The organism is Salipiger sp. PrR007, assembly GCF_010499845.1.
Taxonomy (GTDB): domain Bacteria; phylum Pseudomonadota; class Alphaproteobacteria; order Rhodobacterales; family Rhodobacteraceae; genus Salipiger; species Salipiger pacificus_A.
Map to the genome: position 1 here is coordinate 1 of NZ_JAAGOZ010000053.1, position 13,771 is coordinate 13,771.

At 65.0% G+C, this 13,771-nt stretch carries 20 protein-coding genes; 8 read left to right on the plus strand and 12 right to left on the minus strand.

Annotation, left to right across the window (positions count from 1 at the left end; translation table 11 throughout):
* Window positions 1-53: 53 nt before the first annotated feature.
* The 12 genes from G0Q01_RS20410 to G0Q01_RS27395 all read right to left on the minus strand — a co-directional run bounded on the left by G0Q01_RS20410 (window position 54) and on the right by G0Q01_RS27395 (window position 8,705).
* Entirely contained in the window at window positions 54-440 is a 387-nt protein-coding gene (locus G0Q01_RS20410) for an HK97 family phage prohead protease (RefSeq protein ID WP_164213780.1), read from the minus strand.
* Window positions 424-1,653, minus strand: coding sequence for a phage portal protein (locus tag G0Q01_RS20415; protein ID WP_203595106.1), 1,230 nt, complete (start codon window positions 1,651-1,653; stop codon window positions 424-426). The genes G0Q01_RS20410 and G0Q01_RS20415 overlap by 17 nt, the downstream gene beginning before the upstream one ends.
* On the minus strand, window positions 1,650-3,344 hold the full coding sequence (locus G0Q01_RS20420) for a terminase large subunit (RefSeq protein ID WP_164213781.1): 1,695 nt from the start codon (window positions 3,342-3,344) through the stop codon (window positions 1,650-1,652). The genes G0Q01_RS20415 and G0Q01_RS20420 overlap by 4 nt, the downstream gene beginning before the upstream one ends.
* 2 nt (window positions 3,345-3,346) lie before the next feature.
* On the minus strand, window positions 3,347-3,829 hold the full coding sequence (locus G0Q01_RS20425; protein WP_164213782.1) for a hypothetical protein: 483 nt from the start codon (window positions 3,827-3,829) through the stop codon (window positions 3,347-3,349).
* A gap of 99 nt (window positions 3,830-3,928) precedes the next feature.
* The gene (locus G0Q01_RS20430; protein ID WP_164213783.1) at window positions 3,929-4,309 is read right to left on the minus strand and encodes an HNH endonuclease; all 381 of its coding nucleotides are present in this window, start codon (window positions 4,307-4,309) and stop codon (window positions 3,929-3,931) included.
* A gap of 305 nt (window positions 4,310-4,614) precedes the next feature.
* Window positions 4,615-5,280, minus strand: coding sequence for a transcription termination/antitermination NusG family protein (locus G0Q01_RS20435; protein WP_164213784.1), 666 nt, complete (start codon window positions 5,278-5,280; stop codon window positions 4,615-4,617).
* A complete protein-coding gene (locus G0Q01_RS20440; protein WP_164213785.1) occupies window positions 5,277-5,855 on the minus strand; it encodes a hypothetical protein in 579 nt (192 codons plus the stop codon). Before G0Q01_RS20440 ends, G0Q01_RS20435 begins: the two co-directional genes overlap by 4 nt.
* Window positions 5,856-6,042: 187 nt before the next feature.
* On the minus strand, window positions 6,043-6,693 hold the full coding sequence (locus tag G0Q01_RS20445; RefSeq protein ID WP_164213786.1) for a hypothetical protein: 651 nt from the start codon (window positions 6,691-6,693) through the stop codon (window positions 6,043-6,045).
* Entirely contained in the window at window positions 6,690-6,989 is a 300-nt protein-coding gene (locus G0Q01_RS20450; protein ID WP_164213787.1) for a hypothetical protein, read from the minus strand. Before G0Q01_RS20450 ends, G0Q01_RS20445 begins: the two co-directional genes overlap by 4 nt.
* Entirely contained in the window at window positions 6,986-7,795 is an 810-nt protein-coding gene (locus G0Q01_RS20455; protein ID WP_164213788.1) for a helix-turn-helix domain-containing protein, read from the minus strand. Before G0Q01_RS20455 ends, G0Q01_RS20450 begins: the two co-directional genes overlap by 4 nt.
* Window positions 7,795-8,256 carry a hypothetical protein gene (locus tag G0Q01_RS20460; RefSeq protein WP_164213789.1) on the minus strand — a complete coding sequence of 154 codons (462 nt, stop codon included), beginning with the start codon at window positions 8,254-8,256 and terminating at the stop codon, window positions 7,795-7,797. The genes G0Q01_RS20455 and G0Q01_RS20460 overlap by 1 nt, the downstream gene beginning before the upstream one ends.
* Before the next feature lie 242 nt (window positions 8,257-8,498).
* Window positions 8,499-8,705, minus strand: coding sequence for a helix-turn-helix transcriptional regulator (locus G0Q01_RS27395; protein ID WP_164213790.1), 207 nt, complete (start codon window positions 8,703-8,705; stop codon window positions 8,499-8,501).
* A 103-nt stretch (window positions 8,706-8,808) separates the two neighbouring features.
* Between G0Q01_RS27395 and G0Q01_RS20470 the strand changes: the two genes are divergently transcribed.
* The 8 genes from G0Q01_RS20470 (at window position 8,809) to G0Q01_RS20505 (ending at window position 13,360) form a co-directional block, all read left to right on the plus strand.
* Window positions 8,809-9,087 carry a helix-turn-helix transcriptional regulator gene (locus tag G0Q01_RS20470; RefSeq protein WP_164213791.1) on the plus strand — a complete coding sequence of 93 codons (279 nt, stop codon included), beginning with the start codon at window positions 8,809-8,811 and terminating at the stop codon, window positions 9,085-9,087.
* Window positions 9,088-9,346: 259 nt separating this feature from the next.
* A complete protein-coding gene (locus G0Q01_RS20475; protein WP_164213792.1) occupies window positions 9,347-9,490 on the plus strand; it encodes a hypothetical protein in 144 nt (47 codons plus the stop codon).
* The gene (locus tag G0Q01_RS20480; RefSeq protein ID WP_164213793.1) at window positions 9,487-9,690 is read left to right on the plus strand and encodes a hypothetical protein; all 204 of its coding nucleotides are present in this window, start codon (window positions 9,487-9,489) and stop codon (window positions 9,688-9,690) included. Before G0Q01_RS20475 ends, G0Q01_RS20480 begins: the two co-directional genes overlap by 4 nt.
* 353 nt (window positions 9,691-10,043) lie before the next feature.
* Window positions 10,044-10,319, plus strand: coding sequence for a DUF2312 domain-containing protein (locus tag G0Q01_RS20485; RefSeq protein ID WP_164213799.1), 276 nt, complete (start codon window positions 10,044-10,046; stop codon window positions 10,317-10,319).
* Window positions 10,319-10,597: a hypothetical protein gene (locus G0Q01_RS20490; protein WP_164213794.1), complete on the plus strand. Its 279-nt coding sequence runs from the start codon at window positions 10,319-10,321 to the stop codon at window positions 10,595-10,597. The genes G0Q01_RS20485 and G0Q01_RS20490 overlap by 1 nt, the downstream gene beginning before the upstream one ends.
* Complete coding sequence (locus G0Q01_RS20495) at window positions 10,597-10,815, plus strand: hypothetical protein (protein WP_164213795.1); 219 nt, start codon at window positions 10,597-10,599, stop codon at window positions 10,813-10,815. The genes G0Q01_RS20490 and G0Q01_RS20495 overlap by 1 nt, the downstream gene beginning before the upstream one ends.
* Window positions 10,815-13,010 carry a DNA cytosine methyltransferase gene (locus G0Q01_RS20500; RefSeq protein WP_164213796.1) on the plus strand — a complete coding sequence of 732 codons (2,196 nt, stop codon included), beginning with the start codon at window positions 10,815-10,817 and terminating at the stop codon, window positions 13,008-13,010. The genes G0Q01_RS20495 and G0Q01_RS20500 overlap by 1 nt, the downstream gene beginning before the upstream one ends.
* On the plus strand, window positions 13,007-13,360 hold the full coding sequence (locus G0Q01_RS20505) for a hypothetical protein (protein ID WP_164213797.1): 354 nt from the start codon (window positions 13,007-13,009) through the stop codon (window positions 13,358-13,360). The genes G0Q01_RS20500 and G0Q01_RS20505 overlap by 4 nt, the downstream gene beginning before the upstream one ends.
* Window positions 13,361-13,771: the final 411 nt, after the last annotated feature.

Consider the following 13,771-nt stretch of genomic DNA (forward strand, 5'->3'; position numbering starts at 1 on the left):
GCGGGGAGGGTCACATGGGTCAAATCTCAATGGAAATTACGCGCTCTCCCGGGTCAGTTCTGGGTGGAAATCAACAACTCGCGGATGCGATAGCCGATGGAGAGGCCGTCGATGTCGCCTTCCTTCAGCAGCGCATAGGCTTCCTTCGCCTGCTGCACGCCCATGTTCAGCTTGCCGACCATGAGCAGCCCGTGATCGTCCTCTTCGGCCTCGAGCCACTTGCCGATCGGGCGGCTGGCGTCGTGTTGCCAGAACATCTTCGGCATCGTGCCCTTGGCGCGGTGATCGGCCAGGTTCTCGAGGAATGCGCCCTTGGCGACGACATCGCCATAGCTGTCCGGCTCCCCGCCAAAGGTCGAGCCATAGCCCTCGAACTCGCCGGTCTCCTTCAGCGCCTTGATCTCGAGGATCGGGTTGGCAACCTTATTGATCGCGTCCATCGCCTGTCTCCATGTTCGAACCTGCTTCGGTGATCGGCACGTTCTGCATCTGCAGCCGCGGCACATCCCCGCCCTCGACCGGCCCGAGGTTCTCGCGCTGGCGCACCTCGTTGATCGTCAGCCAGCCGTTGCTGAGGCCGGACTGGTAGAAGCTCGAGCGGCTCGCGCTGTCGCCGCGCAGCAGCCCCTCGATATTGAACTCGACGTACATGCCGCGCGCCCGCTCGGCCGCCGTCAGCAGCTGCTTGTTCACCGCCTGCTCGATGCGCTTGAGACGGCGGCGCAGGGTGAACTTCTGGAAGGCGAGCGTTTGCTGCTCGAGCCCGGTGCCCCAGCTGCTGCTCTTCTCGGTGTGGCCGACCATGTGCGGCGGCACGCCGAAGAAGCGGCAAATCTCCTCGACCGAGAAGCGCCGGCTTTCCAGCATCTGCGCGTCCTCGGGGTTGATGGTGAAGGGCACCCATTGGGTGTCGCCCTCGAGGATCATCGGCCGCCCGGCGTTCTGCGCGCCGACGAACCTCTCTACGAGTTTGGTCTCGGCGAGCTCGCGCTTCTCGGCGCTGAGCCAGTCCTTGAACGAGAGCGCGCCGGAGGGGCGCATGCCGTTCTTGAAGGTGGTCGACGCCGCCCGGTCCACCGCGCGCGAGAGCCCGAAGGCCTGCCGCCCGAAGTGCAGCGTCGACATGCCGCCAAGGGGATTGCCGCCGAAGCCGCGGATGTGCAGCACCCCGACATCCGTGCGAACATGCGACCGGCCGTTTTCGGTCCAGCGGTATTCGAGCGAGCCGTCGCTCCGGCGGCGCACCGAGACCAGGTCCGGCCGGATTGGCACCAGCGCCAGCAGCTTGCCCTTGCCGTCGAGTTCCTTCGCCGCGTAGGCGTTGCCCCAGAGTTCAAGCGAGGCGGCGACAAACTCCCAGAAGTCGAGCGCCGTCTGGTCGTAATTCGGACTGTCGTGCAGCAGGCGAAAGAGCGCGTGATGGCGGGCCACCTCTCGGCCCTCGCTCCCCGCGGTGTAGGTCATCATCGGCAGCGAGCCGATGGTGCCCGCGAGCAGGTTCGTACAGGCCCAGACCGCCGAGAGGCCGAGCACCGTGCTGTCGCTCACCACCTCCCCGCTGTCGGCGACCTGCGCCGAGGGGCGCCAGCTCTCGGCCTCGGTAAGCGACACCGGGCGCACGAGCGCCGACTTGATCCATTGCGTCAGTTTCAAGTCGAGGCCTCCAGTGCGGCGAAATAGTCATCCATCCGCGCGGGCGCGGTGGGGTTCAGGCTCATCAGCCAGACGGCATTGAAGAGCGCCATCAGCGGGTCGATCTTGCCCGAGCCGCTGACCGCCTTGGTCACCACCACGGCGTTGCCCTTCATCTCGGTCTTCGCGTTGCCCACGCACCAGGTCATCAGCGCCTGCTCTGCGTGCTTCATCGAGCCGTCGTAGAGCTTGCGCTCCGTGCCCTTGATCGCGCCGTTGAGGCGGTAGCCCTGGCTCACCGGCACGAGCATCTCGGTCGGGATGCCGTCGAGCTCGAGCGCGTCGACAATCGCCGCCACGCCTTCGGGGTCGAGCCCGACCGCAGCTTTCTGCGGCAGCACCCCGGCGCGGTGCAGTTCGCCCACCAGCGCCACCAGCTCCTCGACATCCTGCGTCGGCGTCTCGCAGATCACCATCTCGCCGGCCTTCTCGAAGTCGCGCAGGATCGGCGCGATCTTCTTGCGCCGCTCGAGCGCCACCGGATGCACCCACGCCTTCGACCAGCTGAGCCAGCGCCGGGTGTGCCGTTCGCGGCCGAGGACGGTCAGCCCCAGAAGGTCATCCATGCCGCCGCCGTCGATCCCCGCGACGCAGACCTCGGATCGGCGGATCAGCTCGTCGAGCGTAAGCCCGGGAAACACCGCGTCCTCCCAGTGGTCGGAGCCGATCCACCGGTCATTGTGCAGTCCCATCCCGATCTGGATGTTGAGGTGCTGCGAGGCCCAGATGATCTCGGCCTCGATCCCCTCCTGCCGCCGCGCGGCGTATTGATCCTTTAGGATCGGAAGGTTCACCGAGAGCCCGAGGTTCGGCGTGACCATCGGCCAGAGCGCCGGGTCGCGCCAGGGCTTGTCCTTGGCGAGCTGGATGCGCTCCGGGAACTCGTAGAGCACCGGCAGCATCCGCACGCCCTCGGTGATCTGCCCGTCGCGGATACCGCGCGCGAACTCGAGCTTGGTCTTGAACACGCCCATCGGCGGCACGTCGGACTGCGTCGTGATGTAAACCAGCAGCGCGTGCGGGTTGGTCACCATGCCGCCGGTGATCTGTGCGATCACCCGGTCAGCGTAGGAGCGCGCGGCGATGATGTGCAGCTCGTCGATGATCGTCAGCGCCGGAATCTCGCCCGTCACCACGCCCATGTCGAAGGTCTTCACCGCCAGCGTCGCGCCGGTCTTGATCCGCGTGATCGTCTTCAGGTGCTCCTGCACGTGGAAGATCGCGGCGAGCTTGGGGTTCGCCTTGATCATCCCATGCGCCTGGTCGAAGCAGCGCTGCGCCACGTTCTGCGTCGGGCCTAGGATCAGCATCTGCGCGTTCGGCCGCTCCCAGAGCAGCAGCGCGGTCAGCCCGAGCGCTGCCGAGTAGGTCGTCTTCGAGTTCTTCTTTGGCACCAGCGCGAAGACCTCGTTGACCAGCGGCAAGCCGGTCTCCGGGTCCTCGGAGCCGAAGGCCGCGCGCACGATGTCGCGGAACCAGTCGCCCGCGGCCTCGGCGAGGCGCGGCTGGCCCGGCACGTCCGGCAGCTGCAGCCCATTGAAGAAGTTCACCGCCCGGGTCGCCCGGATCTTGTTCACCGGCAGCGGCGCGATCGGCGCCTCACCGCGCCGGAGCTTTTCCTCCCAATCAGGGCACGCAAAATCGAAGGGCATGGTCAGTGCCGCGTCTCGTTGTCGAAGAGCGTGTCGAGCTCTTCCTCGGCCTGCATCGCTGCCGCCCGGGTGATCTCCTTCTTGCCCTTCGGCGCGGCGCGGCCGGCAGCCTCGGCCTCACGGCGATAGCGCGCATCGAGTTCGGCCTGGTGTTCGCGATCGAGGATCTGCCTCAGCTCCTTCATCGCCGAGACGTTGCCTGCGTCGGCTGCTTTCTGCAGCTGCAGCAGGTTCTTCGCCCGCGCTTCCGCCAGCGCCATCTCGCGGGCGTGCGCCCGGTTGATCTTGCCGTTCTGAAAATAATGCTTCCGAAGCGTCGGCGCCGAGATGCCCATCTCCTCCGCGATCCGCGCAAGACTGAGGCCGGACAGCAACAACGTCCTGACTTTGTTTGCATTTTCTGCGCTCGGCAGATGTTCGTTGCGGCCCGGCTCGCCCCGCTTCGGGTTGATCGGATCGCCGAGCAGATCAAATTCCAAGGCCATGAGAAAAAATCTCCGAGTGAGGGGAGCGCGGGTCTTCAGCTCCGACGGCTCCAGACTTTCGACCCGCCCCCCTGGGACGGGCCCGTGAGTATCGGCAGGTCAGAGGCCTGACGTCAGCCAGCCTTGCTTTTCCTGTCGCTGCTTTTCGCTGTCGTGCCACGCCTTGCTGACCGACTGCAGGTTCGCAGGATCGAAGAAGAGCGCCGGGTCGCCCCGATGCGGCGTCTTGTGATCCACAATCGGACTATTCGGCGCGGGCGCCTTGCCGGTCAGGCGGACACCCGTCTGCTGGCAGATGAAGCCATCGCGCTTCAGCACCTCGAGGCGCAGGCGCTTCCAGCGTGCCGTGTTGTAGAGCGATCGGCCGGGCATGATCTCCGCCCGCTGTTTCGAACGCTCGGCCTCGGTGATCGGAGCCGCCAGACGCGCGGGCTGACGCCCGAGCCGTCCTCCGACGCCCCGTCCGCTCAATCGTCCCATGCTGTCTCCGATGATCCACCACCCGCCCCGCCGCTGCAGCTGGTCAGTGTGCCTCGCGCCAGTCGGCGGGCGCGTCGAGATTTCCCAAACGAGAAGCGCCACGCCTTTGCGAAGCAGCTATGCCCATAGCCTGAAAACGACAAAGCCCCGCGCGATGGCGGGGCTCAGGACACAGTGCGGGCTGGTCAGATGTGGCGTTTGAACCCATCCTCGCCGCCCACCCTCTCCGGTATCTGTCCCGCATCGGGAGAGCACTCGGAGCATGAGGCTTGTGTCGGCAACATAGAAATCGCCGCGCTGTCCTGTCAACTCTCTTTGGAAGGCAACCTGACAAGAGTGGTTCCGGTGGTGGTCACAGAGTTCTCCCGTCCGAAGAGCTCGAAACGCACCTTGATGCCGCCAGCGGCGCAGATCTCGACCACCTCACAGTGAAGTCCCGCGAAGGGACCAGCCTTGAACATTGCCCGATCACCAGCTCGCACCCGTCTCGCCGCATCCGCCCTGCGCTTCTGTTCCCTCCGCTCGTCTTCCTGACGAAGGTCTCGCGCCCGCATCTCATGCAGCGACGCCAGGCGTTTCGGCCCGAGCACGCCCCACTGGCCATCCGACCGGCAGAGCGCGCCTGTGAGGAAGGGCGAGGCCAGGACGCGGTGCGGAACCGGCACGCCGCCGAACCGCGCGAAGACATAACCCGGCAGGTATCGGCGTTCGTACTCGCGAACCCGGCCGCGCACGCTTGTCTGCCGCGAGGTCACAGGATGAAACGCGTAGACGTCCCGCGCCGCCAGCCAGCTCTCCGCCTGCCGTTCCTGCTGCGGCCTGCAAATCAGCGCATACCACGCGCTTTCTCCCGGTTCGAAGATCGAGGCCGAGTCGCCCTCGACCGGGACTGCATCGCCGATGCGAAGGCTGAGGTAGGGGCTGACCATTGCGTGCGCGCTCCACTGCTGTTCTGTGATCAAGACGCTCATGCTGCTCCCTCCGGAAGCAGGGCCATCGCGCGCCGCTCCAACCCGTCAAACCAATTGAGCCATTGCTCATCGTCGTCACGCGTCATGCCGCGACGCACCCGATCCTGCCGAAGCTCACGCTGCCGGGCCCATTCACTGGCGCGCTCGCGGATCGCCCGCTTGTCTCCGTCCGTCAGCGGCGGCCGCTTGCGTTTCTCGAGGAACGCGAACTCGGCGACGAGCACGCCCTCGGCGAGCGCCTGCGGCCCGCGCGCGGAGCGGAACCAGCTGAGAATGGTCGGATGCTCTTCCACAGGTCGCGGCGCGACAGCCTCGGCCAGCGCCGAGATCGTCGCCATGGATGGCCAGGCGTCCCGGGCCTTCCCCTCACCGCGATACCGCAGCATGTCGCGAAGCGTCCCGAGCTGCTCATCCGACATGTAGGTCAGCGCGTCCGCCAGCTTCACCAGGAAGGCGTCGTGCGCATCGAGCTTCACGTTCCCTGGCTTCCGGAACCCGTGCTCGGTCAGCGGTTCGATCAGCAGGCGCCTCACCCTGCCCCGTTTCGTTTCGGTGGTGGTCTGCTCTTCCGTCATGGCCAGCCCCTTTCTAAGCAATTCACCCTCTCCGCCCCAGCGACACGTCCCGGTCTGTTCTGTGTCCTCTTTTCTTCTTTCCTCTGTTCTTCTCTTCTCTGTGTGGAACTGTTCCGTTTTGTGGAAAACTGTTCCGGTACTGTTCCGAACTGTGGAAGCAACAAACGCGCCGATTTCTCTTTTGTTTTCAACGCGCCGTATTCTGGCGTCCGATCCAGCCCTCCTTGACCGCAAAATCGAGCGCGCGCGTGAGAGAGGCGTCGACCTGCGGCCGTCGGCGCTGGCCGCGATGGTTTTCGAGAAGCCAGGCGTCGAGCCGCTCGACCAGAACCTTGTCCTCGCACAGGCCCTTGGCGCAGCCGAGGTCGCGCATGAGCTCGACGAGACGCGTCTGCCGGATCGCCACCGACTTCGCCTCGCTGCTCGCCTTGCGGTGCTCGCGTTTGGTCAGGGCATCTCTGGCCACCTCGATCACCACCGGATGGCCGAGCACGACGCCGTCCTCGTAGGTGTACTGCTTCCACTGATGCAGAGGCGTGACCGGCTGGGCCATGAGCCCCCGCCATTCGGCCAGATCAATGCGGAGAAGCCGGGACAGCATCGCCTCGTCCGCGGGAAGTGATCCGACCGGCACCTGCTTTCGTGCAAGGAAGAACAAATTCAGCGCGGCGCCCTGCACCGCCATCGTCCCCGTGAGATGCAGGCGAGAAGAGAGCCACCGGTCGTGCCAGAACATCGTGAAGTAGTCAGCCGTCAGGTGCGGGTCGCACAGTTCCGCCGGGTACTCGGGGAGCTCCGCGCCGCCACTGACAACGGTAAGAGGTGTCGCTGATTTCACGCTGAAGCCCCACTCGCATATGCCCGCGCCCGAAGCCCCCAGAATGCAGACATTTCAAGCTCGAGCGCGTACTTGGCCGCCCCGAAGGCTGCCTCATCACCGGCACGACGTGCATCTATGACTTCGCGCGCGCGGCCATGGGCCGGGCCGATCTCGTCACCAGGTGCCGACAACGGATAAGCGTCCAGCGCGCTGTCCAGCGTCTTGATGCTGTCTTCGCAGATCTTCATGCCGCCCTTGCGCAGGGCAAGCGAGGTTGCTGCGATCACGAAGGAGGCGCGGTCCGGCCCATTCATGCCCCGGCCCTCCGCATCTCTTCAGCCACAAGCGGCTCGAGCATGGGAAGCAGGCGAGGGTCCTGTGGCGTCAGGGCGAAGGCACGGCGCGCCGCCCGGCGGAGCATGGCGCGCTGCTCGGTCTCGGGCGCCATTTCCTCCCGCGCGGTCGTTTCGTAGCTCTCGACCTCTGGAAGCGCCCTGTTCACCGGCAACCCGTATTCTCGGCGCCAATGACCGACGACAGTGGTGGTCGCATTGAGGCGTTCGGAGAGTTCTTGGTCGGTCAGCCCCTCGGAGTGCGCCGCACGCAGCTCCGCCTCGGTGAACGCTTGCGGCCCCGGCCGACGCGCACCATCAGCAGCGCGGTTCCGGACCAGACCCAATTTCGCGCGCCGGGGCCTGATGGTCGATAGCTTCACGCCGAAGACCTCGGCCATCTGCGCATCCGTCTTGCCCGCCTGATGCAAGCGGCGCAGCTCACGGTCGTTGATCTTGCTCGGGTTCGTGCGCGGCACGGGCGCAAGCCCGAGCTTCGTGCGTATCCTGAAGACTGTCGAACGCGCGCATCCTAGGCGCTCGGCGATCCGATTGTCCGTGAGCCCATCGCGCCAGAGCGCCGTCAAAGTCCTCTCAACAAGACGGCCGGCCTCGTCAGCCTTTTTCGCGCAGAATTTGTTCTCGGCCACCTCGAGGCGGCGACGGGTAGCTCCGACGAACTCCACCGTGCACCCGAGCTTGCCGGCGATCTCGCTATCGGTCATGCCCTCACGCCAGAACTCGAAGATCGCTTTTTCACGGCCTGACAGACCAGCTAAGCTACCCATTACGCCGCTCCCCGCCGCGACAGGATGATGCCTTTCGCCGCCAACAGCATGGCGACCGCCTCGTCGATCTCGCGGACCGCCTCCTGATCCGACTTTGGCGAGGCGTTCACCGCGGCCTGCACGATCGACGAGAGCGCCTCGCCATTTTCCTTGGCGACGTGGCTGCAGTGGGAAAACAGCGAGGTCACGTTCTCGGTCACCTCGACCGGCTGGAACACGCCGCCCGCGCGCCCCGCGAAGTGCTGCGCCAGAGGTATGGCTGCCTCCGGGCAATCCATCGCCAGGCGATCGAGGTAGTTCACACCGAGTCCGCCCGGACGATCCTCGTTGTCCTCCATCCCGTAGGAGAGGGTCGAGCCGCGGATACCGAGGAAGGCGGCGACATCCTGGTGGCGCTTGCCGGTCGCCTCGACCGCCGCGCACACCGCGTTCTGGATCGTGCCGTAAATCTGGGCTCGCATGTGAATGCCTCGTTTTCTTTTAGCTGGAAGGACTTGGCAACTCGGTTCAGGTTCTGGACCATGGAACGAGTGCAATGTTCAGTGAGTAGTGGCATTAAGGTGCAGCGCGGGCAGAACCCGGGAGGAGTAACAGCCCTCGCCCGCGCTGCGGCCCGGCATGAGGAGCGCCGGGATGCGATTTTCTATGGCGGTAGCTTGAAAAGCCTCGAACCGGCGCAAATGTCCTTTGCACTGGCAAGTCATTACGAGGCCTTCTTCGAAGGCACGGACAGCCAAGACGCGACCGGGACTTTTCCACCAGTTACACGCTCTATGGTCGCCGCCCTTGCCCACGAAGGCATCGCACCGTTCAGCCATCGATTTACCGTCGGCTGTGATACCCCAACGGCGTCAGCGAATGCCCGCTGCGTCATCTGACTTTGTTTAAGAAATTGAGCGAGAGTTGCCATGATGGATATATACGCTACGCGTATTATCCAGTCAATCCGTCCAGCGAATAATTATCCGCACATGGGGCTACCCATGCCTGAGCCCTTCTGTGACATAGCGAGCATGAAGAACCTCAAGCGCATTAGGACTGCTCGCGGACTATCCCAGGCTAAGCTGGCAGAGCTTGCGAACGTCAAGCAAGCAACCATCTCGCGCATCGAGAGCGGAACGAACAATCCGTCTCTGGCGGTCGCCGATCAGATCGCAAAAGCCCTCAATGTCAGCACCGTCGAACTTTTCGGCATTCCTGAGCTCGAGCAGCGCTTTCTTGAAGCGTTCCGGGCAGCAAGTCCCGAACGTCGCGCCGCCCTCCTGACACTTCTCGAAGACGACCAAGGCTAAGATCAGTCGATTCGCCCGACTCCAAGAAGCGTAGTGCGGCCAGTAATTGCTGACCGTAGTCGTCACCCATGTACTCTCCCCCCAGTCGAATGTTCCGCATGTGTTCTACCATAGTGACCCTAGGGTAGCCGTATTTATTTTCCAGTATATACGCTAGACGTATTGACTAAATAATACGTCAAACGTATCAATTCTCCCAACCGCACCGAAGAGGCCCCACGGGGCTGATCGTGAGGCAGCTAATAGGGAGACATTGCAGATGGATCATTTTCAGCACCGCCTTGAACGGCTCAAGCGCGCGATCCGCGAGAGCAAGCGCCCCGACGCGGCGCGCTTCTGCGCGATCGTGCTGGACCTCGAATTCCGCCGCACCAAGCGGCGACCCAACTGGAGTATCAAATGAGCCACGCCAGCAACATCATCCGGATGCCCGGCCTCGGGCGCCCGCAGCGGCTCGCTCAACAGTCAGAGCTTGCCACAGCCCTGGAGCGCGCCCAGCCCGCGATCGCCGCCGCCTGTGCCGGCGCCAAAGGACTGCGCACCGCGCATCGCACCCGCATGCTGCAGCAGATCTTTGGGCCGCGATCGACGGGCACCACCTGATCCACCGTCGGCCCCATGGCCGGCGGCATTCGGCACGGGCGCCGCCAGCCGCCTGATGCAGAGAGAACTCGCAGGGCGAGAAGCCACCACTCACGGACGATACCTGCCGAATTCTCTCACAGGCCTGCGAACCGGATGCCGCCCGCCATTGGGCCGACCCACCGAATGCCGGGCAGGAGGCCCGCATCCCCTCGCCGCGACCCAGCATAAATCGTCTCTGCCCCCACAGACGAACGCGGCGAGGGGCCACAATCCCAAGAGGCCTGAGCATGCTGATGCCCCAAGATGCCGACTTCCAAGTAGACACCGCCGGCGCCGACATGGCTCGCGCGGCGTCGCGCAAACGCACGCCCATGAAGGAGACCGCCGACGACAAAGCGGTTTCCGATGGCGCCTACGGCGTCGCCGCCAGAGAACTGAAGCAGTTCGTCGAGCGCTTCGAGCGGTTGGAGATCGAGAAGAAGGAGATCGCCGACCAGCAAAAGGAGGTCATGGCCGAAGCCAAGGGGCGCGGCTACGACACCAAGGTCCTGCGCAAGGTGATCGCCCTGCGCAAGCGGGACAAGGACGACGTCGCCGAGGAAGAGGCGGTGCTCGAGATGTACAAAGCTGCGCTGGGGATGGACTGATGGACACCTACAGCCATGTCACCAGCATCCGCGATCACCGCAAATCTGCTGAGCTTCCTCCCATCGTTCCTGAGCGAGAATACGAAGGGCAAGGCCTTCGGGATCGGATCAACGCCGAGAAGCAGAACCGCGATACCAGGTTCTCCGAGGGTTGGTGGTTGGCCTTTACCTTCGCCGCGATCATCGTCCTGTCAGGCATCTTCCTTATCTGGACCGGCATGGAGCAGCTTGGAGCCCTTATCAGCGCGCTCGCGGACTATGTGGCGGGGTGGCTGTGATGCTAGACATCTTCGACACCCCAGCCATCGACGCCGAAGACAGCCGCTCCGCCATGGGCGAGATCGACACGCTCACCGACGTGCGAGATCGCGCACGCCAGGAAGCCCGCGACCTCAGCGAGACGCGCATGTGCATCGTCTATGCCGCAATCGCGAGTGCGGCAGAGGACAGCATCCGCAGCCTGCGCAAGGCCGCGAAAGCGGCGGAGGCCTACTGATGCGCGATACCTTCGACTTCCCAGAGCTTCCCGACCGCACATTCACCGGCCTGCCGCTGATCGTCGACAGCTTCGCCGGTGGAGGCGGGGCCAGCACTGGCATTGAGATGGCACTTGGCCGCGGGCCCGACATCGCGATCAACCACAACCCCGCGGCGCTGGCGCTGCACGCGGCGAACCATCCCGAAACGCTGCACCTGTCCGAGAACGTCTACCGGGTCGATCCGCTCGACCACCTCGCGGGCAAGCACATCGGCCTCATGTGGTTCAGCCCGGACTGCAAGCACTTCAGCAAAGCCAAGGGCGGCAAGCCGGTAGCGCGCAACATCCGCGATCTCGCGTGGATCATCCCCGGCTGGATCGAGCGCATCCAAAAAAGCGGCGGGCGCGTCGACGTGGTGCTGATGGAGAACGTCGAGGAGTTCGCGGGCTGGGGCCCGCTGATCGAGACCGAGCGCGGCCTGATGCCCTGCCCGGCCCGCAAGGGCGAGACCTTCGCCGCATGGTGCAAAGCGATCCGCAAGCTCGGCGGAAAGATCGAGCGCCGCGAGCTGCGCGCCTGCGACTACGGCGCCCCGACGATCCGCAAGCGGCTGTTCGTCGCCATCCGCTTCGACGGCAAGCGCATCGTTTGGCCCGCGCCGACCCACGGCGCCCCGGATTCGGACGAGGTGAAGGCGGGCAAGCTGCAGCCATGGCGCACGGCCGCGGAATGCATCGACTGGTCTCTGCCGTGCCCGAGCATCTTCGAGAGCAAGGCCGAGATCATGCAGAAGCACGGGCTGCGGGCGGTGCGCCCGCTGGCGAACAACACCCTCGCCCGGGTCGCCAAGGGGCTGCGCCGCTACGTGCTGGACGCCGAGCGCCCCTTCCTGGTCAACCTCACCCATGGCGCGCGCACCGAGGATCTCGACGACCCGCTGCGCACCGTGACCGGCGCGAACCGCGGCGAGAAGGCACTGGTCACCCCGTCGCTGGTCAGCATCGCCCACGGCGACAGCGGCGGCCGCCGGGAATACCCGCTGACCGAGCCGCACGGCGTGGTGACCGCAGGCGGCATCTCACACGCCGTTGTCGCGCCGACCCTGATGCGCCACTTCGGCGCGTCAGTCGCCGCTGACATCGGGGCCCCGGCACCGACGATCGTGGCCGGAGGCGGCGGCAAGACTGCACTCGTCGCCCCGTCCATCGCCAAGTTCCTGACCGGCGCGACCGGCAGCGACATTGACGCGCCGCTCCCGACGATCACCGCGAACAGCTACCTAAAGCGCCCGGGTGGCGCGGCACCGCTCGGCATCCTCGCGCCGCTGCTGGCCAGCCTGAAGGGCACCACGCGCCGCATGGGCCCCGTGGCGCAGCCTAACCCCACCATCTGCGCTGAAGGCAACCACAGCGCCGTCGTGGCGCCGGTGCTGACCTACGCGCAGCAAGGCGGACGCTGCCGGTCGATCGAGGATCCGCATCACACGATCTGCGCGAGCAAGAAGGACCAGAACAGCATGATCGCCGCGACCATGGTGCATGTCGGAAACGGCGAGCGGAAGGGCCAGGCGCCCCGCGCGCTCGACATCACCGCGCCGCTGAACACGGTCGTGGCGGGCGGCGTGAAGCAATACCCGGTCGCGGCCTTCCTCGCCCAGCAGAACACCGGCCTCGTCGGGCACCACGCAACGGCGCCGCTCTCGACCATCGTCGGCAAGGGATGCACCCAGAGCCCGGTCGCAGCGTGGCTGGCAAAATACTACGGCACTGCCGACGGCGCGCCCGCCACCGAACCCATGCACACGATCACCACCAAGGACCGCATGGGCCCGATGCAGGCCGAGCTTGCCGCCCCGCCCTTCGACGAAGCGCACGCGCCCCGCGCCCGCCAGGTGGCCGAGCTGCTGCGCCAGCACGGCCTCTGGGATGAGCGCGAGTTTGTCACTGTCGAGATCGACGGCACGTCCTTCGTCATCGTCGACGTGGGCATGCGGATGCTCACCCCGCGCGAGCTGTTCAACGCGCAAGGCTTCCCGGCCGACTACGTCATCGAGGGCGTCTGGCGCGAGCGCGGCGGTGAGTTGGAGTTCGAGGCCTTCCCGAAGGACGTGCAGGTCTCCTGCGTCGGGAACAGCGTTTGCCCGCCACTGGCCGAGGCGCTGGTGCGGTCGAACTGCGCGCATCTGGTCGAAGCTGAGGAGGTAGCGGCGTGAGCGTGCTTGCCACCAAAAGCCCCGGAATGGGGCAAATGTCCAAACCGGGGCGACTGGTAAAACATAATCAATGGTTTCAATTCAATGCCCTCCCTCTCAGCACCGGGGAAATTCCGGCGTTCGTGACCAAGATTTCTGCGGGCGCATCAGTCCACTCACGGACCTCGTTCACGCTGCGTCACTTTCTTGCCTCAGTCGAGAGCGCTCATCCTCCGATTGTCGAGATTTCTGTGGAAAACTACCTGCGGAAATTAGAGCCACAATTAGTTGCGTGTGCGGCGACAATGCGGCCGATGAAATTTAGGGCAGAGCTAAGTCCAGCTCACCTTCACGCCCCTTCCTCAACATGACCGATCTCCTAGCTGCCTTCGTCATCATCTGCGGCGCGATCCGCCCGCTCCACGTGCTGATGAGGCTCCCCGCCGCAAGAGCGCGGCGACGCGTGATCCAGAAGTTCAACCAATCCACTAACCCACGTCACGCAGAGAGGTAACACTATGGGCGCTCGAACGTCCTTTTCGCCCCGCATGATGCAAGAGCCGACCGCGGCCTACTACCTCGGCGTCTCCCCCAGCAAGTTGCGTGGGCTCCCCATCCGCCGCAAGGTGGACGGCGGAAACAGGCTTTATGACAAATACGATCTCGACCGGTATGCTGATGGGCTGCCCTACGAAGGTGACGGAGTGTGCAGCGACACCGCTGGTGAAACAGCGCGACATTGCAGGTGGTGATTTTGGGGGAAGCGGAAGCCGGGCGTAGCC